The organism is Nesterenkonia sphaerica, assembly GCF_005771565.1.
Classification (GTDB): domain Bacteria; phylum Actinomycetota; class Actinomycetes; order Actinomycetales; family Micrococcaceae; genus Nesterenkonia; species Nesterenkonia sphaerica.
In genome coordinates this window covers 145,883-168,064 of record NZ_VAWA01000002.1, presented here as the reverse complement: position 1 = coordinate 168,064, position 22,182 = coordinate 145,883, and the positions used below count along the sequence as shown (strand labels likewise).

At 63.9% G+C, this 22,182-nt stretch carries 18 protein-coding genes and 1 pseudogene; 3 read left to right on the top strand and 16 right to left on the bottom strand.

Annotation, left to right across the window (positions count from 1 at the left end):
* Positions 1-3: 3 nt before the first annotated feature.
* Entirely contained in the window at positions 4-2,610 is a 2,607-nt protein-coding gene (locus tag FEF27_RS02270; protein ID WP_138169201.1) for an Rne/Rng family ribonuclease, read from the bottom strand.
* 446 nt (positions 2,611-3,056) lie between these two features.
* Here FEF27_RS02270 and FEF27_RS02265 point away from each other — a divergent pair, with 446 nt between their 5' ends.
* Positions 3,057-3,710: a vitamin K epoxide reductase family protein gene (locus FEF27_RS02265; RefSeq protein WP_138169200.1), complete on the top strand. Its 654-nt coding sequence runs from the start codon at positions 3,057-3,059 to the stop codon at positions 3,708-3,710.
* Here the strand turns inward: FEF27_RS02265 and FEF27_RS02260 are convergent.
* Together FEF27_RS02260 and FEF27_RS02255 are read right to left on the bottom strand one after the other, a co-directional pair.
* Positions 3,682-4,437 (bottom strand): lipoate--protein ligase family protein, encoded by a 756-nt coding sequence (locus tag FEF27_RS02260; protein ID WP_138169199.1) that lies wholly within the window; start codon positions 4,435-4,437, stop codon positions 3,682-3,684. The two genes, FEF27_RS02265 and FEF27_RS02260, sit on opposite strands and share 29 nt — an antisense overlap.
* A gap of 27 nt (positions 4,438-4,464) precedes the next feature.
* Positions 4,465-5,847 (bottom strand): HNH endonuclease signature motif containing protein, encoded by a 1,383-nt coding sequence (locus FEF27_RS02255; RefSeq protein WP_138169198.1) that lies wholly within the window; start codon positions 5,845-5,847, stop codon positions 4,465-4,467.
* A 133-nt stretch (positions 5,848-5,980) separates the two neighbouring features.
* On the opposite strand from FEF27_RS02255, the gene FEF27_RS02250 reads away from it, so the two are divergent.
* Positions 5,981-6,418, top strand: coding sequence for a DUF6653 family protein (locus FEF27_RS02250; protein WP_138169197.1), 438 nt, complete (start codon positions 5,981-5,983; stop codon positions 6,416-6,418).
* Positions 6,419-6,444: 26 nt separating this feature from the next.
* Here FEF27_RS02250 and FEF27_RS02245 read toward each other — a convergent pair.
* The 7 genes and pseudogenes from FEF27_RS02245 to FEF27_RS02220 all read right to left on the bottom strand — a co-directional run bounded on the left by FEF27_RS02245 (position 6,445) and on the right by FEF27_RS02220 (position 13,545).
* Positions 6,445-7,363, bottom strand: a protein-coding gene (locus tag FEF27_RS02245; protein ID WP_208009613.1) for an IS5 family transposase whose coding sequence is annotated in 2 segments (ribosomal slippage) — positions 6,445-6,978 and positions 6,980-7,363 — 918 coding nt in all. Because the reading frame shifts where the segments join, the coding sequence is not laid out codon by codon here.
* An 18-nt stretch (positions 7,364-7,381) separates the two neighbouring features.
* A pseudogene (locus tag FEF27_RS13455) lies at positions 7,382-7,495 on the bottom strand (IS5/IS1182 family transposase); the annotation flags it as partial.
* Between the two features lie 46 nt (positions 7,496-7,541).
* The gene (gene nrdF, locus FEF27_RS02240; protein ID WP_138169196.1) at positions 7,542-8,522 is read right to left on the bottom strand and encodes a class 1b ribonucleoside-diphosphate reductase subunit beta; all 981 of its coding nucleotides are present in this window, start codon (positions 8,520-8,522) and stop codon (positions 7,542-7,544) included.
* Positions 8,523-8,588: 66 nt separating this feature from the next.
* On the bottom strand, positions 8,589-10,709 hold the full coding sequence (gene nrdE / locus FEF27_RS02235; protein ID WP_138169333.1) for a class 1b ribonucleoside-diphosphate reductase subunit alpha: 2,121 nt from the start codon (positions 10,707-10,709) through the stop codon (positions 8,589-8,591).
* Positions 10,710-10,732: 23 nt separating this feature from the next.
* Entirely contained in the window at positions 10,733-11,170 is a 438-nt protein-coding gene (gene nrdI / locus FEF27_RS02230; RefSeq protein WP_138169195.1) for a class Ib ribonucleoside-diphosphate reductase assembly flavoprotein NrdI, read from the bottom strand.
* A gap of 28 nt (positions 11,171-11,198) precedes the next feature.
* The gene (nrdH, locus tag FEF27_RS02225) at positions 11,199-11,453 is read right to left on the bottom strand and encodes a glutaredoxin-like protein NrdH (protein ID WP_138169194.1); all 255 of its coding nucleotides are present in this window, start codon (positions 11,451-11,453) and stop codon (positions 11,199-11,201) included.
* Between the two features lie 322 nt (positions 11,454-11,775).
* Positions 11,776-13,545 carry a glycerol-3-phosphate dehydrogenase/oxidase gene (locus FEF27_RS02220; protein WP_138169193.1) on the bottom strand — a complete coding sequence of 590 codons (1,770 nt, stop codon included), beginning with the start codon at positions 13,543-13,545 and terminating at the stop codon, positions 11,776-11,778.
* A 127-nt stretch (positions 13,546-13,672) separates the two neighbouring features.
* Between FEF27_RS02220 and FEF27_RS02215 the strand changes: the two genes are divergently transcribed.
* On the top strand, positions 13,673-14,581 hold the full coding sequence (locus tag FEF27_RS02215; protein ID WP_208009584.1) for a GTP pyrophosphokinase: 909 nt from the start codon (positions 13,673-13,675) through the stop codon (positions 14,579-14,581).
* Between the two features lie 12 nt (positions 14,582-14,593).
* On the opposite strand, the gene thiD is transcribed toward FEF27_RS02215, so the two are convergent.
* The 6 genes from thiD to FEF27_RS02185 form a co-directional block, all read right to left on the bottom strand.
* Positions 14,594-15,412: a bifunctional hydroxymethylpyrimidine kinase/phosphomethylpyrimidine kinase gene (thiD, locus tag FEF27_RS02210; protein ID WP_138169192.1), complete on the bottom strand. Its 819-nt coding sequence runs from the start codon at positions 15,410-15,412 to the stop codon at positions 14,594-14,596.
* 88 nt (positions 15,413-15,500) lie between these two features.
* Positions 15,501-17,207 (bottom strand): gamma-glutamyltransferase family protein, encoded by a 1,707-nt coding sequence (locus tag FEF27_RS02205; RefSeq protein WP_138169191.1) that lies wholly within the window; start codon positions 17,205-17,207, stop codon positions 15,501-15,503.
* Complete coding sequence (locus tag FEF27_RS02200; protein WP_138169190.1) at positions 17,207-18,274, bottom strand: DUF418 domain-containing protein; 1,068 nt, start codon at positions 18,272-18,274, stop codon at positions 17,207-17,209. Before FEF27_RS02200 ends, FEF27_RS02205 begins: the two co-directional genes overlap by 1 nt.
* 56 nt (positions 18,275-18,330) lie before the next feature.
* Entirely contained in the window at positions 18,331-19,365 is a 1,035-nt protein-coding gene (locus FEF27_RS02195) for an ABC transporter ATP-binding protein (protein ID WP_166429883.1), read from the bottom strand.
* Entirely contained in the window at positions 19,362-20,963 is a 1,602-nt protein-coding gene (locus tag FEF27_RS02190) for an ABC transporter permease (RefSeq protein WP_208009582.1), read from the bottom strand. The genes FEF27_RS02195 and FEF27_RS02190 overlap by 4 nt, the downstream gene beginning before the upstream one ends.
* A 69-nt stretch (positions 20,964-21,032) precedes the next feature.
* A complete protein-coding gene (locus FEF27_RS02185; RefSeq protein ID WP_138169188.1) occupies positions 21,033-22,091 on the bottom strand; it encodes an iron ABC transporter substrate-binding protein in 1,059 nt (352 codons plus the stop codon).
* Between the last annotated feature and the right edge of the window lie 91 nt (positions 22,092-22,182).

Sequence of the window (22,182 nt, the reverse complement as noted above, 5' to 3'; positions counted from 1 at the left end):
AGTCTACTCAGACTTATTCCCCTGAGCAAGTTCTTCGGCGCTGACCCCGACACCCAGCATGATCGGCTCGGTGGCTGGCTGGTCAGTGTCGGACTTCTTCGCAGCAGAAGCGGCGAATGACGCTTCCGATCCTTGAACCGGGGTCTTGATCTCAGTGACCTCCCCTGAGCTGCCCTGAGCTGATCCAGCCGCGCGCCGGCCGCGACGTCGGCTCCGAGTCTCCAGAGCTGACTCGAGATCCCCGAGGGAAGCGGCTGGCTTCTTCTGTGCTGAGGGCTCCCCGCCGCGGGGAAGCTCCACCGACTCCCCACCAATGGTCAGGGTCGGTGACGACTCAGGCTTTTCAGCCTCATCAGGCTCTGGGCGAGACTCAGCCTCACCCTCGGACTTCGCTGAACCGTTGGTGGCAGCTGCGACTTTCGCCATGCCCTGGGAGGCCTTTTCCAGCTTCTCCATCTCTTTGGGGTCTGGCTGGTGGCCGGCGTCGTCGTTCTTCTTCCCGCGCTTCTTCCGCTTCTTAGCGCTCTTCCCGGAAGGCTCGGCGGAGGCGTAGGAGGGCCGGTGCTCGACCGGCTCCGGATGGGTGATGATCCCCCGCCCGGCGCAGTGTTCGCATTCGCTGGAGAAGACCTCGAGCAGCCCTGTGCCCATGCGCTTCCGCGTCATTTGAACCAGTCCCAGGCTGGTGACTTCCGCCACTTGGTGCTTGGTCCGATCCCGGCCCAGGCACTCCACAAGCCGCCGGAGCACCAGGTCACGGTTGGATTCGAGCACCATATCGATGAAGTCAACGACGATGATGCCGCCGATGTCCCGCAGCCGCAGCTGGCGGACAAGCTCCTCGGCAGCCTCCAGGTTGTTCTTGGTGACGGTCTCCTCCAGGTTTCCGCCCGATCCGGTGAACTTCCCGGTATTGACGTCCACGACAGTCATGGCTTCGGTGCGGTCAAAGACCAGCGAGCCGCCCGAGGGCAGCTTGACGTTGCGGTCCAGGGCCTTATTGAGCTGCTCATCGATTCGGTGATGGCCGAAGATGTCATCGGGCCCCTGCTCCTGCGGCTCCCATTTGCTGCACCGGTCCAGCAGGTGGGGCGCGACGTAGGTGACGTAGGCCTCAATGTTGTCCCAGGTCTCATCGCCCTGGACTTCCATCGCGGAGAAGTCCTCGTTGAAGACGTCGCGCACCACTTTGATCGTCAGGTCCGGCTCAGCGTAGAGAAGTTCGGGGGCCAGTACTTTCTTGTCCTGCGCCTGGCTCTGGATGGTTTCCCACAGTGATCGCAGCCGGTTGATGTCATTGGTGAGTTCCTGCTCGGAGGCACCCTCAGCAGCGGTGCGCACGATCACACCGGCGTTGGAGGGCAGCTGCTCCTTGAGGATCTTTTTCAGCCGCGCGCGCTCAGTGTCCGGAAGCTTCCGCGAGATGCCGGTCATGGACCCACCGGGGACGAACACCAGGTACCGGCCTGGCAGCGACACTTGGCTTGTCAATCGCGCACCCTTGTGCCCCACCGGATCTTTGGTGACCTGCACCAGTACCGAATCGCCGGACTTGAGGGCATTTTCGATCTTGCGGGGGGCGTTGCCGATATTGGCACCCTCCCAGTCGACCTCACCGGCGTACAACACGGCGTTGCGGCCGCGCCCAATGTCGACGAAGGCCGCCTCCATGGACGGCAGCACATTTTGCACCTTGCCCAGGTAGACGTTGCCGATCAGCGAGTCCTGGGTGGTGTGGCTGACGTAGTGCTCAGCCAGTATGCCGTCTTCAAGGACACCGATCTGGATGCGCTCCCCCCGCTGACGCACAATCATCTTTCGGTCCACGGATTCACGGCGAGCCAGAAATTCTGCCTCGGTCACAATGCCGCGGCGGCGACCGCCGTCCCGGGAGGCACGACGGCGCTGCCGCTTCGCCTCCAGCCGGGTCGAACCCTTTACACCGGTGACCTGGTCAGCGGAGTCACCGGATGTCTCTCGTCCGGACCGGATCCTGGTGACGGTGTGGCCGTCTTCCGAATCTTCCTCGATCTCCATATCCGAGGACCCGCGGCGGCGGCGGCGCTTCTTGCGAATCACCTGAGCGTCGGAGGAGCTGTCATCCGGACTCTGTTCGGTATCGTCTTCGGCGTCCTGGCCGGTATCGTCCTGGTTCTCCCCTGAGCGATTCCGGCTCCGCCCGCCCCGGCGGCGCTTGCGGCGATTTTTGCGGTTGCCCCCGTCACTGTCACCATTCTGAGCATCCTCACCGTCCGAGGATCCCTGGTTGCCCTCTTCGCCGCTGCCCTGCTGCTCCTGCTGGCCACTGCCCTTCTGGGGAGTGTCCTTGGGAGCATTGTCGCGTTGGCTGCCGTCGTCGCGTTGGCTGCTGTCCCGTTGGCTGCTGTCCTTGCGCGTGTCATCTTCGCGCTTTGAGGAGTCAACGTTCTTGGTCTTTTTCGGCGCGGCGGGGACCTTGGAGAGGTCAGGGGCCTGGAACATGACGTCCATGGGATCGGCCGGCACGGGGTCAACCGCCTTCTCTGCGGTCGCCTCAGCTCCTGGATGTCCCGGTTCGGGCGCGGAGAAGGGATTGAAGACTTCGTCGGGTTCGTTGGCGCTGGTTGTCATTAAAAGGTTCTGCTCCCGCCGTGGCCTGCGCTGCCACACTCGGCGAGCCCACGACTTGTGTCGGTGGTCGGGTCACCGGTTACGGTGCTCGCGCCGGGCGCTGCCGGTCTCCAACTGCGGAGACAGCGCGCTCTGCTCAACGAAAGCCACGTCCCGGTCACGCGCGAGGGTCAGAGGCGGCATCTTGCTTGTCTTCGTACTGCCGTGCGGACTCATCTCTGCCCACGACGGGTGCCGACCGTGCCGTTCTTCGCGTGTGAAAGCCTTCTCGAAGGTCCAGGTGTGGTCTGAACCTCCAATAACCTCAGTATCGCACAGTATTGAACAGCGCACAGGGGCCGATGCGGCTGCCGGGTCCGCCGCGCAGTGTCTGCCGAGAGTGAGATTGATCGCGTTAAGGCCCCTGTTGGGGCCTGGCCTCAAGGTTGCGCGCGTACCATAGTGGGATGTCCGCTTCGCTTGATACCCAGGATCCTCAGCGCGAGGAGACTGTGGCCCCCGGGCGTGTCCTTCCCATGTTTGCACGGCCTCACGCCTTTGCTATGTGGCTCCTCGTGACCGGACTCGTGGGTGCAGTCGCCAGCTTCCTGCTGCTCTACGAACGAATTCGACTGTGGAACGATCCGCAACACGTCACAGCATGTGATGTGAACCCCTGGGTCTCCTGCGGAGAAGTCATGCAGTCCTGGCAGGCGGCGACCTTCGGATTCCCCAACATCTTCCTCGGTGTGGTCGGCTTCCCTGTGTTGATCGGTGTGGCCGTGACCATCTGGGCCACTCAGGGGAGGCTTCCGTCCTGGTACTACCTCGGACTGCAGGCGGGTGCAGTCTTCGCCTTCGGTTTCTGCGTGTGGCTCTGGTACTCAGCAGTCTTCCGCATCGGTGTACTGTGCCCCTACTGCATGATCGTCTGGGCGGCGGTGATTCCGCTGGTCGGCGTCACCACTGCGCGCAATGTGATCCATGGCGTCCTCCCTGTTTCTGAGACCGTGAAGCGAGTCACCCGAGACTGGTGGTGGGTCGCCGTCGTCGTCCTGTTCCTGATCGTCATCGGCTCGATCCTGCTGAACTTCAGTGAGGCTGTGACCTACTCATTGTGAGGTCCCAGGTCTGGGCGTAGACCTCCAGCAGCGCTGACTCGACCTGATCCACTGTCACGGAGGGCGCGACGTCGTCGGCCGCCCCGGCTGTGAGCGGGTCCCACTCCAATCCGAGAGCGTCATAGGTGTCGGTGAGCACCCGCCGAATCGTTGACCCGTCCTCCACGATGATGGAGGAGGAGAACAGCCAGCCAGTGGCGATCTGCCGCTGCGCGGTGCCGATCAGTTTGACGCGGAGGTCGGGGGCCTCCACGTGCACTCCGTGCACCGAGTGTTCCCCATAGCAGTACTCATCGGGCAGCGGTCCGATTCGGGCGTCAATGCCGGCCTGAATAAGGGCTTCCGTATAGAGCTCCGCAAAGGCAGAGAACCGAGCCTGGGACTCCCGGACGGGGTCGCGGGTCGGCTCAATGTGGTCCACGATGAGCGAGCCCTCATTGTAGGCAGCAGCCCGGCCCCCCGCCCGGCGGATCACGGGAGTGAAGCCCAGGTCCCGGCACGCCTGCTGTGCGGCGTCAAAACCGGGGAGCTTCCGGTCCCGTTGCCCGAAGGCCACGGTGGGCCACGGCCGGTAGATGCGCACCATAGGTGGAACTGCCTCGGGATGCGCCGCGTCAATGGCGTACTTCCGTGTCCCCTCCAGCAGCCTGAGACCCTCCTCCAAGTCCGCCACCGCGCCACGAGACTCACGGGGGCGATACAGGAGGAGTTCACCGGGTGTGGACATGACTCAAGAGTCTAGATCACCGCAGGATCAGGCTGCCTGATGGGTGGCTTTCGCACACTCATCTGGCCGTTCTCCACCCACTGCCGGGGACGCTCGGGCTTTCGTCCCAGCCCTGGGTAGAAGCCCCAGCCCCTTCATCGCGTGATGATCGTGGCAGAGCACCGCGGAGTTTTCCGCGCTTGTGGCCCCACCTTTCTCAAATGCTGTGATGTGATCTACCTCTGCCTGCTGGCCGGGCACGACGCAGCCAGGGGCCTGGCATGTGCCATCCCGAATGACGACCGCCTGCCGCAGGTTCCCGGCAAAGAACCTGGACTGCGAGGCTGAGCCGAGCAGGTCAGGCAATTGTTCGGCCCTATGCCTCAACTCTTCGATGGGATTGTTCCGGCCGAACTTCACTACCCGGCTGATCTGCGGATCGCCTGCGGAATCCGGACTAGGGGTCACCAGCGCGCCGTAGTATTCATGCGCGGCTTCTGGGTCTTCGGCCAGTCGACGAGCTGCTTCCGCGGGAAGCGTGAACGCCCGGTCCTCGCTGATTGCGGGGGCGTCGCTGTGGCCTGTGAGAGTTGCTGCAGGGATGAGAATACTGATCCGCCCACGGGTCGGCGTTGGGGCCCTCTCCCCTGGCTGACCGCCCTGGTGAGTCGCGCACCCCTTGGTCACCCATCCGGCGAAGACATCTGCCATCCGTTGGGAGTAAGTGCGCTCATCGGCGGCCTCCTTGCGCGGAATGGTCCGCACCGAGGCATGCAGTTGTTGCTCCAGTGGCCCAACCACCTCTGTGGGCAGGAGTGCCTCAATGCGACTCATGCCCTCGGGAAAGTGCCTGAAATCCACTCGCCGACGGGCCTTGGCTCGGGTGTACCTCTCCTGATGGCCCGAGGTGTCCAGTTCTGCGACGCGCCGGGCCAACCAGCGTTGGAGCGTCTTCGGGTTAGCTTGTGGTGCACGCTCAGCGATCTCCTGATCAACAACCGTCAGTATCTGGTCCCGCAGCCGGTCCTTCCCGGAAGTGGTTTCTATGACGTCGCCCACCAGGCAGACGGCCTTCTGCGCCCGGTCGAAGTCAATCTCCCCGGCGCAGTACAAGTCCCACGTGTGTGGCAGATGTTCGGCAAGAAACTCCGCGGTGTCCATCAACCGCCGCACGCTAGCCTCCGTCATTCCCAGAAGCACCGCTGCGTCTCGGTAGATGGCCTTCAGTATCGTTCGCTGATTCAGCACATGTGCAGCGGAACTCTCGGCAGCTTTGCGCCTCTTATAGGCGAGGAGGTGCGCAATCCGCGCCGCCTGAGCTCGCCGAACCGCAACCTCCTGCTTCCAGGCAGCCGCTAACTCTGGCTGAGTCGCCAACTCGGCATACCCCTGGGGCAGCTGCGGTGCTGGAGTGTTGCGGTGTTCCTTCATGTTTCAACGCTATCGCGAGGGTAGGAGATGCTCCCGGTCCGGTCAGGACTCAGCGACGCGGTGTGCCCGCACGGACACTGGAGAGGCAGCGCAGGCGGATCGGCGTAAAATTCAGAGTGGGAAGGAGCCATCCATGAAGGACTGGCAGGAAGTCGTTCGGACCGTGTTCGCGCGGCACAGTAATCCGTGGAGTATGTGGACCCGGTGGGCGAGCACACCGCTGGTGCTGGTGCCGGTGTGGCGACGCAGCGGACGCGACGCCGCGCTGGTCGGACTGTGGATGGCGCTCAACCCGGTGGTTTTCGGCAAACCCGCAGACGACCGGGCGTGGTCCACTCGCGCGGCGCTCGGCGAGGAGCAGTGGCTGGCCGACCGGCCGAGGGACACCGCGATGGTGGTCAACGTCGCCGCCACGGCTTCCCTGCTGGCCGCCGTAATCGCGGCACATCAGCGCCGCGCATTACCAGCCGCAGCTGCAGTCACGCTGGAGATGGGTTTGCTGATGGTCTACTGGGAGCTGATGGTGCGTTACTACGACCGCAAAGGTGGGGCCCACCAGCCGTCCCAGTGATGACTTCCGACTCTAGGGCGTGTCTCCTATTTGCGTAGCCAGGCCACGACTGCGCAGAGGACTGCGGTGGCCCGGTAGGTGATGGCCAACTTCTCGTAGCGGGTAGCGATGCCGCGCCATTGCTTGGCCAGTCCGAAGTGCCGCTCCACGACATTGCGTCCTTTGTAGAGGTCAGCATCGAAGGCTGGTGGACGGCCCCCGGCGGCGCCTTTGTTCTTTCGGGAGGCCTTCTCGTTGGACTTCTGCGGGATCACCACCTTGATGCCCCGGCCGGTGAGGTAGTCGCGAATGATGCTGTTGGAGTAGGCCTTATCAGCGATCACCGCATCCGGTCGTGTCCTGGGCCGTCCTACCCCGATCCTGGGGACCCGGATATCGTCGATGACCTCGGTGAACACCGCCCCGTCGTTGCGCTGACCGGCGGTGAGCAGAATCGCGATCGGCATGCCCTTGGCGTCCACCGCGGCGTGCAGCTTCGAGGACAGCCCACCGCGGGAACGGCCTACCGCATGGCCTTCAGGCTCGGTAGTCCGCGGATTCTTGTGATTCCAACGAGCCCCCTGTGGGTTGGTCAGGGCGGGTGGTGTTGGTGCCGTGCTGGTGAGCACGGCTGATGGTCGAGTCCACTGAGATCTTCCAGTCGATTTCTCCGCCAGCATCAGCTTCAGCCAGCAGTGCGGCTAGAACTTTGTCCCAGGTTCCGTCAGCAGCGTAGCGGCGGTGCCGCTTCCAAGCGGTCTGCCAGGGCCCGAAAGGTTCCCGTGGCAAGTCACGCCAGGGGATCCCTGTCCTGGCACGGAAGATCATCGCTTCGACGACCTTGCGGGAGTCCTCGAACGGCCGACCTTTACGGCCTTCGTTGGAGGGCAGCAGAGGCTCGATCCTGGCCCACTGGTCATCGGTGAGCTTACGCCAGGGGATCCCTGTCCTGGCACGGAAGATCATCGCTTCGACGACCTTGCGGGAGTCCTCGAACGGCCGACCTTTACGGCCTTCGTTGGAGGGCAGCAGAGGCTCGATCCTGGCCCACTGGTCATCGGTGAGCTGCTGGCAACGAGAAGCGGTGGAAGTGGCCATGACTCCACCCTGCCGCAGAAATCACCTCACATATGGGAGACATGCCCTAGAAGTCCCAGTCTTCGTCCTCGGTCTCGACCGCCTTACCGATGACGTAGGAGCTTCCTGAGCCGGAGAAGAAGTCGTGATTCTCATCGGCGTTGGGGCTCAGCGCAGAGAGAATCGCGGGGTTGACGTTGGTGACATCGGAGGGGAACATCGCCTCGTAACCCAGGTTCATCAGCGCCTTGTTGGCGTTGTAGTGCAGGAACTTCTTGACGTCCTCGCTCAGGCCCACCCCGTCGTAGAGGTCATGGGTGTACTGGACCTCATTCTCGTAGAGCTCGAACAGCAGATCGAAGGTGTAGTCCTTCAGCTCCTGACGGCGTTCTTCCGTCTCCAGCTCCAGTGCCCGCTGGTACTTGTACCCGATGTAGTAGCCGTGTACGGCCTCATCGCGGATGATCAGCCGGATGATATCGGCGGTGTTAGTCAGCTTCGCCCGGGATGACCAGTGCATCGGCAGGTAGAACCCGGAGTAGAACAGAAAGGATTCCAAGATCGTGGAAGCGACCCGCTTCTTCATCCCGTCCTGGCCGTGGTAGTAGTCCATGACGATCTGCGCCTTGCGCTGCAGATTCGGGTTTTCCTTGGACCAGCGGAAGGCGTCGTCAATGTCCTTGGTGGAGCACAGTGTGGAGAAGATCTGCGAATACGACTTCGCGTGCACGCTCTCCATGAACGCGATGTTGGTCAGCACCGCCTCTTCATGCTGAGTCAGCGAGTGCGGAATCAGCGCCACCGCACCCACAGTGCCCTGGATGGTGTCCAGCAGAGTCAGCCCGGTGAAGACGCGCATAGTGAGCGTCTTCTCCTCCTCGGTGAGCGTCGCCCAGGACTGCACATCATTGGACACCGGCACCTTCTCCGGCAGCCAGAAGTTGTTCACCAGCCGGTTCCATACCTCGCCGTCCTTCTCGTCTGGCAGGCGATTCCAGTTGATCGCCTCGACGTGGGAGAGCAGCGTTGATGGGGTTTCGTTCGTCACTGAAGTGGTCACCTCGGGTCCGGTCCTTCTCTCAGGTGGTGCGTGTGCGGTGCGGGGGTCTGGCGCCTACAGCATGCAGGAGACACAGCCCTCAACTTCTGTACCCTCCAGGGCCAGCTGGCGCAGCCGGATGTAGTAGAGGGTCTTGATGCCCTTCTTCCACGCGTAGATCTGCGCCTTGTTGATGTCGCGGGTGGTGGCGGTGTCCTTGAAGAACAGCGTCAGACTCAGGCCCTGGTCCACATGTTGGGTGGCTGCGGCATAGGTGTCAATAATCTTCTCGTACCCGATCTCATAGGCATCCTGGTAGTACTCCAGGTTGTCATTGGTCAGGTACGGTGCCGGGTAGTACACCCGCCCGATCTTGCCCTCTTTGCGGATCTCAATCTTGGAGGCCACTGGGTGAATCGAGCTGGTGGAGTTGTTGATGTAGCTGATGGAGCCGGTGGGCGGAACCGCCTGCAGGTTCTGGTTGTAGATCCCGTGGGTCTGGACCTCTGCCTTGAGCCGGCGCCAATCTTCCTGAGTAGGAATGTGCACGTGAGCAAACAGTTCACGAACAGTCGAGGTCTGCGGCTCCCACACCTGCTCGGTGTACTTGTCAAAGAACTCACCGGTGGCGTACTTGGAGTCCTCAAACCCGTCGAAGGTCTCACCGGTCTCCTTAGCGATGGCGTTGGAGGCCCGCAGGCAGTGGTACAGCACGGTGTAGAAGTACACATTGGTGAAGTCCAGGCCCTCTTCTGAGCCGTAGTGGACTCGTTCGCGGGCCAGGTAGCCGTGCAGGTTCATCTGGCCCAGCCCGATGGCGTGGCTTCGCTTATTCCCCTCAGCGATGGAGGGCACCGACTCGATGTAGGACATATCGGAGACTGCCGTCAGGGACCGGATGGCGGTTTCGATTGTCTGGCCGAAGTCCGGGGAGTCCATGGTTTTGGCGATGTTCAGCGAACCCAGGTTGCAGGAGATGTCCTTGCCGATTGTCTGGTAGCCCAAATCGGCGGCGTACTCGCTGGGTTCGGAAACCTGCAGGATCTCCGAGCACAGGTTGGACATGGTGATCCGCCCAGCGATCGGGTTAGCGCGGTTCACGGTGTCTTCGAACATGATGTACGGGTAACCGGACTCGAACTGGATCTCTGCCAGGGTCTGGAAGAACTCACGGGCGTTGATCTTGGTCTTGCGGATGCGGGCGTCGTCGAGCATCTCGTAGTACTTCTCCGTGACCGAGATCTCCGAAAACGGTGCACCGTAGACGCGTTCTACGTCGTAGGGGCTGAAGAGGTACATGTCTTCATTCTTCTTCGCCAGCTCGAAAGTGATGTCCGGCACCACCACGCCCAGCGAGAGCGTCTTGATGCGGATCTTCTCGTCCGCATTCTCTCGCTTGGTGTCCAGGAACCGGAAGATGTCCGGGTGGTGGGCGTTGAGGTAGACCGCGCCGGCCCCCTGGCGTGCACCGAGCTGGTTGGCGTAGCTGAAGGAGTCTTCCAGCAGCTTCATCACCGGGATCACGCCTGATGACTGGTTCTCAATCTGCTTGATGGGGGCGCCGTGCTCGCGAATATTGGTCAGTGACAGTGCGACGCCGCCTCCCCGCTTGGACAGCTGGAGAGCGGAGTTGATGCCGCGAGCGATGGACTCCATATTGTCTTCAATGCGCAGCAGGAAACAGCTGACCAGCTCTCCGCGCTGCTTCTTTCCCGCATTGAGGAAGGTGGGAGTGGCCGGCTGGAACCGTCCGGCAACAATCTCCTCCATCAGCTGCAGCGCGAGCTGCTCGCTGCCGCGGGCCAGGTAGAGCGCGACCATGCACACCCGGTCCTCGAAGCGCTCCAGGTACCGCTTGCCGTCGAAGGTCTTCAGGGCGTAGGAGGTGTAGAACTTGAACGCTCCCAGGAAGGTCGGGAAGCGGAACTTCCTGGCGTAGGCGGTGTCCCAGAGCTGGTGGATGAACTCGCGGGAGTAGAGGTCCAGGGTCTCCTGCTCGTAGTAGTCGTGCTCCACCAGGTACTTCAGCTTCTCGTCGAGGTCGTGGAAGAAGACGGTGTTGACGTTGACGTTGTCCAAGAAGTACTTGCGGGCGGCCAGCTGGTCTGCCTCGAACTGGATCTCCCCATGTGCTCCGTACAGGTTGAGCATGGCGTTGAGATCCTGGTAGCCCAGCTCGGCCCATTCCGGCGGCATGTCCTTGGCCAGTGTGGAATCGACTACGCGGCTGCGAGGCTTGACTGCTGTTTCCAAAACTCTTCCAATCCCTTGTGGACTTTGGACACGTCCTCTTGGGTGCCCATCAGCTCGAACCTGTACAGGTGTGGAACCTTGCATTTTTGAGCGACGATGTCGCCAGCTATGCAGTAGCTGTCATGAAAATTCGTGTTGCCAGCACCGATGACACCCCGTAGCAGCGCCCGGTTGGACGCGACGTTGAGGAACTTGATCACCTGCTTCGGCACCGACCCATGGCCGCCGTCAGCACCATAGGTGGGAAGCATGAGCACGAATGGTTCAGTGGCGTACAGCGTCTCACTGTGTGTGTGCAGTGGAAGCCGAGCCGTTGCTTCCTCGGGAAGACCCAGCTTCTCCACGAAGCGGTGCGTGTTGTTCGACACCGAGGAGAAGTAGATCAGCTGTGCTGAGGTGCGCATTGGTTGCCCTCCTCACTGCGAGGGTTTGTCAGGCTACTGCTGCCTGGGGGGCGCTGCCCTGGCTGGCAAGCTCCGAGATCTTGTCCGGACGGAACCCTGACCAGTGGTCGGAGTCAGTGATGACCACCGGGGCCTGCATGTAGCCCAGGGCGCGGACCCGCTCCAGGGCCTCGGAGTCCTGAGAGATGTCCACCGTCTTGTACGTGACACCATTCTTGTCCAGCGCCCGATAGGTGGCGTTGCACTGGACGCAGGCGGGCTTGGTGTAGATGGTGACGCTCATGGAGGAAGGTCCCTTCGGGTGTAGTTCCGCATCTCAGGAAATCTGTGTCGCTAAGTTCCGGTTCCGGTCCGTAGCTACACCTCAATACTACATCTTGTGTCGGCGTAAGTCATTAGCCACTAGATGCTGTACTCACAGCGATGTAGTTATCCACCGCTTGTGCACAATGGGGTGTGGAGCGCCTGGGGCATCACCACGGGGATGCAGGCTGATGGGCCAGCAACTCTCCACAGCTGATCCCACAGGTACAGTCCGAAAATCCACTTCAGCTACGGCGTGTCGCAGAGGGCGGGAGCTAGGGCAGCGCACCGGTCCTGGTGCCTCAGGGGACGGCCGGGTGCGCCGCGATGAGCTTGGCGGCTACTGCATCATCGGTGACCTGTTCCGCCTGTTGCACAGCGTCCACGTGGGCCGTATAGGCGGCCTGCTCGGCCGCAGCACGCTCGCGGCTCCACCCGAGCCGGGGGGCTGCGATCTCCAGAATCTCCGGCACTGCACTCAGCCCGCGGTCGCTGAACTGGTGGTTCATGCGCGTCCGTCGGGCCATGATGTCATCCAGGTGCAAGGCCCCCTCCGCAGAAACCGCATAGGCGACCTCAGCGCGCAGGTATGACGGAGCGCCACGCAGCGGCTCGGCCAAGTCCGGCTGCTCGTCGATCAGCGCGATCAGCTCACCGAGCAGCGATCCGTACCGATTCAACAGCCGGTCGGTCCGCTCGGCGTCCCACCCGTAGCGCTGAGCAAGTTCCTCGGCACGGCCGGCCCATTCGCCGTACCCCTGCCCGCCCAGCAGCGGCAGGGCCTCAGTGATGGAGGCGCGGTCTTGGAACGTGCCCTCGATGGCGAAATTCACCACATCCTCGGCCATCACCCGGAAGGTGGTCAGTTTGCCACCGGCGACGCCGGTCAGCCCGGGTGCCAGCTGAATCACCGTGTGTTCGCGGGAGACTTTGGCCGAGGCGGATTCGTCTGTTTCGACCGGCTGCACCAATGGCCTCAGGCCAGCCCAGGTGGCCAGCACATCCTCCCGCGTCAGGTTCTCCCCCAGCACCGCATTTGCGTGCTCCAGGACGTAGTCGATATCTGAGCCTGTGGCCGCTGGGGAGTCGACCGCCTCGCGCCAGGCGGTGTCGGTGGTGCCGATTGACCACACGTCACGCAGTGGGATCAGGAACAGCACAGACTTCTCTGTCTGGGTGATCACCCCGACGGTGCCCTCGGCTGCGATGCGCTCCCGCGGGACGGTGATGTGAATGCCCTTCGACGCCAGTACGCGCAGCCCTGAGGTGGTCCGGGCAGACTGCTGCGCCTCGCCGCTCCAGACTCCCGCAGCCAAGATGATCTCTTTGGCGTAGACGTCAGACTCGTCGCCGGTGAGCCGGTCCCGGATCCGGACTCCGGTGACCCGCTGCTCGGCCTCCGGGGCGCTGCCGGCGTCGTCGCGGAGGTAGGAGATCACCTCCGTGCGGGAGGCTACTGCTGCTCCCAGGCTGTGTGCGGAGCGGGCAAGAGTCAGCACCAGCCGGGCGTCGTCGACTTGGGCGTCATAGTATTCCAACGCGCCGTGGTATTTTTCCCCGTCCAATCCCGCAAAACGCTTGCGCAGCCCGGCGCGCCCCAGGTGCCGGTGGAACGGCACGGCGCGTCCTTTGTGACCGCGCAGCCGTGAGGAGCCGGAGGCCAGCGTGTCGTAGAGCGTCACCCCGGAACCGATGAACGCTCGGTCCTTCACCGGTGTGGTGAACGGAAAGATGAACGGCAGCGGGCGCACCAGGTGGGGTGCCAGTCTGCGCAGCAACAGGTCGCGTTCGCGCAGCGCCTCAGCCACTAGTTTGAAGTCCAGCATCTGAAGGTATCGGAGCCCACCGTGGATCAGCTGCGAGGATCGGGAGGAGGTGCCTTCCGCGAAGTCGCGTGCCTCCACCAGCCCAGTGTTCAGACCTCGGCCGGCGGCGTCGAATGCCGCTGAGGCGCCCACCACGCCTCCGCCGATCACAAGGACGTCCAAGGGCTCCGCCCCGGGTTCAGAGGTGGCGCGCAGGCGGTGGAGTGCGTCTTGGCGGGCGGCGGCATTGAGCGACTTCGGCTTCACACTCCAAGGGTACAAGGCCTCCCGGGTGACCCAATCGTGACCTTCTAGCCTCTTCCCAGATGCGCCGACTAGACTCAAGAATTGAACAAGTATGACTTGCACCTACCTTGTACACGAGGAGAAAGCTATGTCCTCTGGCGTGACGCCGACTGAGGAGATCCCCGCCGACGAGCTGGTCCGACAGGCTGATGGAGCCGTGTACCGGCAGTTGTTGGATCAGCTGAACTCCAACGCACAGCAGCACGGTGAGCCGGACGCCGTACAGCGGATGGCCGAGATCCGCCGCCAGCTCACCGAGTTTCAGCTGCACTACAAATTCGGTATGGACGAGGTGCTGACCAAGATCAATGTGTTGCGCGAGGAGTTCGAGCACACCCGCGACTACTCCCCCATTGAGCACGTCAACTACCGGTTGAAGTCGCTGGAGCGCATTCTGGACAAGGTTCGCCGCTACGGCTGCGAACCCACGCTGGAGGGGATCCGGCACTCCATCCGGGACATCGCCGGGATCCGGATCACCACCAGCTTCGTCTCCGATGCGTTTTGGGTGGCGGAGATGCTGTGCAGCCAGCCGGATCTGCGTGTGGTGGAGGTCAAGGACTACATCCGCCGGCCCAAGCCCAACGGCTATCAGAGCCTGCACGTGATTCTGCAGGTGCCGGTCTACCTGTCCAACCGCACTGAGTTCGTCTACGTGGAAGTCCAGATCCGCACTGTCGCGATGGACTTCTGGGCCTCTTTGGAGCACAAGATCTACTACACCTATGACGGTGAGGTCCCCTCCGACATTCTCGACGAGCTGCGCGATGCCGCCGTTCAGGCTGCCGCTCTGGACACCCAGATGGCAGAGATCCGGGATAAGGTCACCGCTCTGCGGGAGCAGGCGCCGGCCTCCGGGCAGGGTGCCACCGGCCCGACCCCGGCTGACCGTCCCGATCCGGCGCATTGGTTCCGTGGAAGCGACGACGCGACGGGTCCAGTAGGTCCGGAGCCGCCGGTCTTCACCTGGCAGCAGGCGCAGAAGCGCAGCAACTGAGGTCTGCCAGCGTCACGGGAAGTGGTTGATGGGGCCGTTGCCGTGTCCCACATTCAGCTGCGCTGCGCCGTACAGCGCCCGCTGCATCCAGTCTTTCACCGCGTCCAAGCTGGCCTGCCAGCTCAGCCCCCGAGCGCGCAGCGTGGCGAAGGCAGCGGAGACGGAGCAGCCGGTGCCGTGGGTATTGGTGGTCTCGATCCGCTCAGTGGCCACCGAGTAGGCTTCCGGCCGGCGGCCACCCTGAAGCGGGAACACCAGGCTGTCAGTCACCTGTGGTCCGGACATGTGCCCGCCCTTGGCCAGCACCACCGTTTGGTGGGCGTCGGCGACACGTTGGGCTTGCCGCAGCAGCTCAGCAGACGACGACGCCGGCTCTGCTGCTGCCAGGATGGCCAGTTCAGGAACATTCGGCGTGACCAGGTCCGCCCGGTGGAGGAAGTCGATGAGGGACGATTCGGCGTCGCTGTTGAGCAGTCGGTCCCCGCTGGTGGCGACCATCACCGGGTCCACCACCAGTGTGGGCGCACCGCCGTCGGCGAAGGTCGAGTCCCACCACCGTGAGACGGTGTCGATGATCTCTTCTGTGCCCAACATCCCGGTCTTGGCCGCGTGGATGGTGACGTCATCGCTGACGGCCTCCAGCTGGGCGAGCAGAAAGTCCACCGGCGGGGCGTGAATGGCCCGTACACCCTGGGTATTCTGCGCCACCAGGGCAGTGACCACACACATGCCGTAACCCCCATGGGCGGCGAAAGACTTCAGGTCCGCCTGTATCCCGGCGCCGCCGGTGGGGTCGGTCCCCGCGATCGACAAGATGTTGGGTATCCCCATGCGCAGTCCCTTCGTACGTACTAACGTGACAGGTTCAACGGGTGTGTTCTCAGCGCCTCGGCGCACCCCGTGCTGAGGACTTACGGTATCAGTCGATGACGCGGTGGGTGCCGTCGCGGCGGGGGTCGTCAGCGCCGCTGATGGTGCCGGAATCGTGGTCGATCACCAGCGCCTGGACGGAGCCGAAGCTGGACGGGGGCCACTCTTCGATGCTCCACCCGAGGTCCTCCAGGTCATCGCGCAGCGCTCCCGGCTGACCTTCCTCGAGGAACAGCTGGCTCTCCTCTGCTCGGAAGCGGGGAGATTCCACTGCGGCCTGCAGGTCGCTGCCCTGCAGCGCCCACTGCGACAGGACCGTGCCCAGCGCCGGCAGGATCTGCATGCCCCCCGGAGTGCCTATGGCCATCACTGGCAGCGCGTCCTGATTCAGGACCATAGTGGGGTTGGACCACGTCACCGTCCGCCGGCCCGGTTCGGGCTGGTTGGCTGGTGAGTCGATGTCCGAGAACCGTTTCAGCGCGTTGTTGAGGAAGTAGCCGTCCACTTCCTGCCCCGAGCCCCAGAAATCCGTGACCGTGTTGGTCATGGAGACCGTGAGCCCCGCCTCATCGACTGCCGAGATATGAGTGGTGTTGGCATGAGCGGAGGCCTCAGGACCGCCGGATGCTGCCTGTGGCTGCCCGGAGGGCCCTTCCGGCTGGAGCTGTGCGTTAGCGCGGGGGTCGGTGAGCTCCTCCACGGGGACGTCCACTGCCACAGGGTCGCCGAGATCGTTGAGGATGGTCTCTTCTGCCGCGCTCCACGCCCGGGACTGAGCATCGATGTATTCCGCGGAGTCCGCAGCCATGCTCTCGACACCGTCCGCTTCGGCGATCTGCAGCATCTGGATCAGGGCCGCGCCGGGCAGTGGCGGCGGCGCAGACACCACCTGGTATTCGCCGAACTCGCCCATCACCGGTTCGGAGGTGGCGACCTCGTACTCCGCTAGGGATTCCTCGTCGACACCCCGGACCTGATCGGCGAGTGACTCGGCGAGCTGACCAGTATAGAAGTCCTCCCAACCGACCTCGGCCAGACGCTGCAGTGTCTGCTCCAATTCCGGCTGAACCAGCGTCTCAGAGGCGCCGAGGGGGTCACCATCCGGGTAGAACACCTCCAGGTCGGCCAGATGATCGGGGCCAGCGCCGGACTCTATGCGTTCACTGAGGTACTCAGAGACCGTGAACCCCTCCCCCGCAAGTTCGATTGCCGGCGCCATCACCTGCTCCCACTCCAGATCCCCATAGTCCTGGTGCAGCTGGCCCATGCCGGCGACGAAGCCGGGCACCCCGGTGCCTGAGGCGGGGATGTCGCCGCTGGTGTTGACCACTTCTCGGTAGTCGTAGAAGATCGGTTCGTCGTCTGGGCCAGCGATGATGACTGAGCCCCCTCCCCCGATACCGGAGGCCACGGGCTCCAGCACACCGATAGCAAAGGCTGCGGCGATGGTGGCGTCGACGGCATTGCCGCCCTGATCCAGGATCTCTTCAGCGGCGTCGACCGCCTGTTCATGGCCTGCACTGATACCGTGCCCCTGCAGCCTGGCAGCCTCATCCTGGTCGGGCTGGTCGGGCTCTGGCTGGGCTGTCTCTTCCGGGGCGTCGTCGGTGGGCTCCTCCGGAGCCTGTTCAGTGGGCTCCGCTTCTGTGGTCGCTGGCGGGCTGGGCTCGTCCTCCACGATGCCGCACGAGGCCGCCAGCAGGCACACCGCCGTCAGCGGAGTCAGCACGGAAGATGTTGTGGGTGTCAGTGTCATCACCTCTTGAGAACGTTTGGCAGTCGGAGCAGAATTTCGAGGGGGCCGCGTGTGGCGAACGCCCGCCACACAATACACACCACGGTGATCATTGCGATGATGGCGCCGCTGACCAGCAGGCCACGGTGCGGATTGTCAGAGGCCGGCCGGACCAGTGCGGCGATGGCGACCAGGTGCAGACAGTAGGCGGTCAGGGCCAACTGGCCGGTCACAATGAGCGGATGCGCCGCCCGGCCAAGCCGCGGGGTCACCACCAGCAGCAGACCGATCGCCAGTACGGCAGTGCCCACAGCGGAGATCAGCCACAGCGGCATCTGAGAATGTCCGGCGGCCAGCAGCAGATGGTCTGCGGCAATCTGATCGGGGTCAGGCTCCCCCATCAGCCAGATCAGTATCCCGGAGACGAGGGTGCACACGAGTGCGGTGAGTGCCCCGGAGAGAATGAGGAGCCGGTGCACCGCTGTGCTGCGCAGATCCAGCCGCCCCAGCCACATGCCGAACAAGAAGGGAGCCACCCACACAATCAGGGGGTAGGGACCGGTGAGCAGGATCGACGTCGCCGAATCCAGCGGGGGCCGGCCCACTGCCGCAGCATCTCCCTGCAGATCCAACACGCTGTGCAGCCAGATATAGATCACCGGACCCAATACGGTCATCACCGCAGCCGCGCTCAGCAGCCACCCAGTCGGCAGTCGAAGCGCCGCCAGTGCAGTGACGAACAGCGCTGCGTAGAGCATCAATATGACATTGACCCCCGTGGGCAGCTGCTGCAGTGCCAGGCCCAGAACCAGCAGCACTGCGGCCCGCCACCCCAGATTCCGGCCCAGCGGTGCGGACTTCGCTCGGAGACTGGCGCCCAGGATGGTGACTCCCACCCCGGCGAGGACGATAAACAGGATGGCCGCCCGGCCGTGGAGCAGCGTCACGATCAGTGCTGGTACACCACCGGATTCCGCAGAGCCCACATTGACAATGATCATGCCGAAGATTGCCAGGGCACGGGTCGCGTCAAGGGCGGTCAGGCGAGCTGTGGACGCTCCCTGTGCAGGCTTCTCCAGTTGGGTCATCGGGGACAATATAGCCCGTCGACCTCCTCAGCGGCTTGTGCGGGAGGCCGGCGGAACTATGGCGGGTAGGCCACCCCGGTACCGGTCACCTGCAGCCCCACAGTCTCGCCCACCTCTAGCGGCTCAGCATTGAGCTGCCGGACCAGCACTTCCTCCTCGCGGCCGTGGATCCGCACCAGGGCGGTGGTGTCATGGCCGAAGTAATCAGCGTCCAGGACCAGCCCCAGCACTCCCTGGCCCGGCGCCTTGACCGCGATCTGCTCCGGGCGCAGCAGGAGACTGGCGAACCCTGTGGGTGCCTCGTTGCGCAGCGGGACGGTGCCCAGGGAACACTCCGCTGACCCCTTCGAGACATAGGATTCCAGGACCACGGCCTCACCGAGGAACTGAGCGGTGCCGAGGTCGGCGGGGAGGGCATAGATGTCCTCCGGGGCTCCGGCCTGCCGGAGGGTGCCGTCCTGGAGCACGGCGACGGTGTCGGCGAAGGACAGTGCCTCATCCTGATCATGGGTCACCAGCAGGGCGGTGGTCCCGGTGGAGCGCAGCACGCGCTGCACGGCTTTGCGGGTCCGTTCGCGCAGCCCGGCGTCCAGGGCGGAGAACGGTTCGTCAAGCAGAATGATCTGCGGACTGCGGCCCAGGGCCCGGGCCAGGGCGACCCGCTGTTGCTGGCCCCCGGAGAGCTGGTCCGGACGGCGGTTCGCGTAGTCCTCCGGCAGGCTCACCAGGTCGAGCAGCTCCGCCACACGTTCCCGGGTCCGCTGAGACCGCGGCAGGCCGAAGGAGACATTGCCGCCAACGCTGAGGTGGGGGAAGAGGCCGCCGTCCTGCGCCACGAGCCCGATGGAGCGACGGTGGGCCGGTTTGGCGGTGATGTCCGCCTCATCCAGCTGCACGGTGCCAGCATCGGGGCGCAGAAAGCCAGCCACAATGCGCAGCAGTGATGTCTTACCCGAGCCCGAGGGGCCGACAATGGCGGTGGAGGTTCCGGCCGGACAGGTCAGCGTGACGTCGTGCAGCACCTCATGCTGGCCGTAGCTGTGGCTGATGTGCCTCAGGTGCAATGCGCCAGCGGTGGCACTGATACTCACTTTTCCTCCTTGAGCAGTCGGGAAATCATCAGCCACGCAGGAATGGCGGCCAAGAGGACCAGCAGGACGGCGAACGGCGCCGCTGCTGCGAGGGAATCATTTCCGGTGTAGGTCCACAGCCGGGTGGCCAGGGTGTCGAAACCGGTGGGGCGCAGCATCAGTGTTGCCGGCAGCTCCTTGATGACGGTGAGCATCACCAGCAGGAATCCGGACCCGATGCCGGGTGCCATCAGGGGAAGTGTGACGCGCAGATACGCAGTCAGTGACGACTTCCCCAGGGCGCGTGCTGCTTCTTCCAGCTCGGCCGGTGCGCTCAGTGCCGCCGCAACTGCGGGCCCCAGCGCCAGTGGCAGCATCAGCGTGCAGTAGGCCAGGACCAGCAGCCAAGTGGTCTGGTACAGGGCCGGCACCACGGAGATGCCCAGCATGACCACCGCGAGGCCGATCACCACGCCAGGCAGCGAGTGGGCGAGGTAGGCCAGCCTTTCCAAGCCTCGGGCGAGCAGGGAGCCGCGCCGTGCGATGTACAGTGCCAGCGGAACTGCCAGGATGGTGGTGGCCGCGGCGCCGAGCGCGGCGACCCAGAGGGAGTTGCCGAAGGCCCCGGCGACTTCGGCGATCGAGCCGGGTGTGGAGACTCCGCGGTATGACCAGTAGGCCAGAGCCGTACCGGGAACCACGAGACTGATGAAGACCACCGCCCATGCCAGGCCCAAAGCGGGGATCGCCCACCGGCCCATATTCAGGCGCATCGGGGCGGAGCCGCCATCGGTGCCGATGGCCGCATAGCGGGTGGAGGTGCGCCGAAACCGGCCTTCCACCAGCAGCACCACCATGGTGAGCACCAGCAGCACCGATGACAGTGCGATCCCACCGAGACGGTCGAATCCCATGGAGAAACTGGTGAACACTGCGCGGGTGAAGGTGTCCAGGCGCAGGATGGACACGGCTCCGAAGTCCGCCACCACGTAGATGGCGCAGAGCAGCCCGCCAGAGGTGATGGCGGGCGCGGACTGACGGACCGTCACCGTGAAGAACGTGTTGACCGGTCCACGCCCCAGCGCCCGAGCCGCCTCTTCCTGGGCCGGTCCTACCCGCATCAGTGCTGCGGCTGCGGGCAGGAAGACATAGGGGTAGGTCACCGTGGTGATCACCACCGTGGCGGCGAAGAAGCCTTCGAAGGTGGTGCCCGGGTTGAGAAGTTGGTTCATCGACTGCCACCCGAAGGCGGCCACATAACTGGGTATCGCCAAGGGCAGGGCGGCGGCGACCGCCAGGGACCGCCGCAACGGTATCGAGGTTCTGGTGACCAGCACCGCCATCCCGACGCCGATGACTAGGCACAGACCGGTCACCGCCCCGGTCAGCGCCAGTGAGGTGCTGGCCAGGCGTGCGCTGCGTGCGCTGAAGACCGCGTCGAGAAAGTCCGCAGCGGGGTACTCGGTGGCCCGGAGGACCAGGTAGAACAACGGCAGCAGCGCCACACCGGTGGTCAGGCAGGCCAGCACCCCCAGCCACCATGGCGCTCCTGATCTGCTGCCTCGCTTGAAGGGCCTGCGCCGGCGGCCCTGACGCTCGGGGCCCGGGGCGGAAGGCACGGCGGGGCCGCCTGGCTGACTCGGCCAGGCGACCCGCTGCTGGGCAGCTTCCGCGACAGTAGTGATGGGTTAGCCCGCCATTCCGGCTTCAGTGATCAGCTGGATTGTCGATTCGAGGTCGTCAAGCTGATTCAGGTCAATGTCCGGCACATCGAGATCGTCCAGTGCCGGCATTCCCTCGGGAGCATCGAAGCCGTCGATCATGGCATACTCTGCGGTCTCCTCCACAAAGTACTGTTGACCCTCCTGGGAGAGGAAGTACTCCAACAGCTGGGCAGCAGCGTCATTGTCGGGATTCAGGATCCCGGCCCCGGCCACATTCATCAGGGCCCCAACGTTTCCATCAGGGAACAGATGGTTGGCGGCGGGCAGCTCATCAACGTCGACTCCGCGTTCCTCGGCTTGGGCGTAGAGGTAGTAGTGGTTGACCAGGCCCATCTCGACGGCCCCGTCAATGACATCGGAGACGATCACGCCGTTCTTCTCACGGTACTGCGGATCGTTGTCCGCCATCTGCTCCAGCCAGTCCTTTGCGGCGTCGTCGCCCTCTGTGACACGCAGCGCGGTGACGAAGGACTGGAAGGACGCGTTGGTGGGAGCGATCGCCACCCGGCCTTCGTACTCGGGACCGGTGAGCTCTTCGACCGTTTCGGGAAGGTCGGACTCATCCACCATATCGGTGTTGTATATCAAGGTCCGCAGGCGTCCGGAGACGCCTACCCACGTGTCTGCGTCGTCGCGGTAAATTTCCGGCACCTGCTCCAGCACGTCCTGATCCAGTTCGGCGAAGAGGCCCTCCTGCGCCACAGCACCGAGCGCGCCGGCGTCCTGGGCCAGGAAGAGGTCGGCTGGGCTGGCCTCGCCCTCCTCGAGCAGCTGTGCGGCGAGTTCGGCGGTGTCACCGAAGCGGACGTCCACCTCAATCCCGGTTTCCTCCTCGAACTGGTCGACCAGCGGCTGGATCAGCTCTTCGTTGCGTCCGGAGTAGAGCACGAGGCTGTCGCCTTCAGCTCCCCCGGCTGCGTCACCGTCGTTGCCTCCTGTGGTGTCCTGGTCGTCTCCGCAAGCGGTGAGCACCAATGCGGAGGCCGCGGCGACAGCGGCTGCCGCCCGGGTCATACGAATCATTCTTCGGGGTCCTTTCCAAGTGACCATAGGTTCCCTTGGGTGCGAGTGCGGAGCCTCCCCTGTGGAAGCCCGATTAACAACTATACGTCAC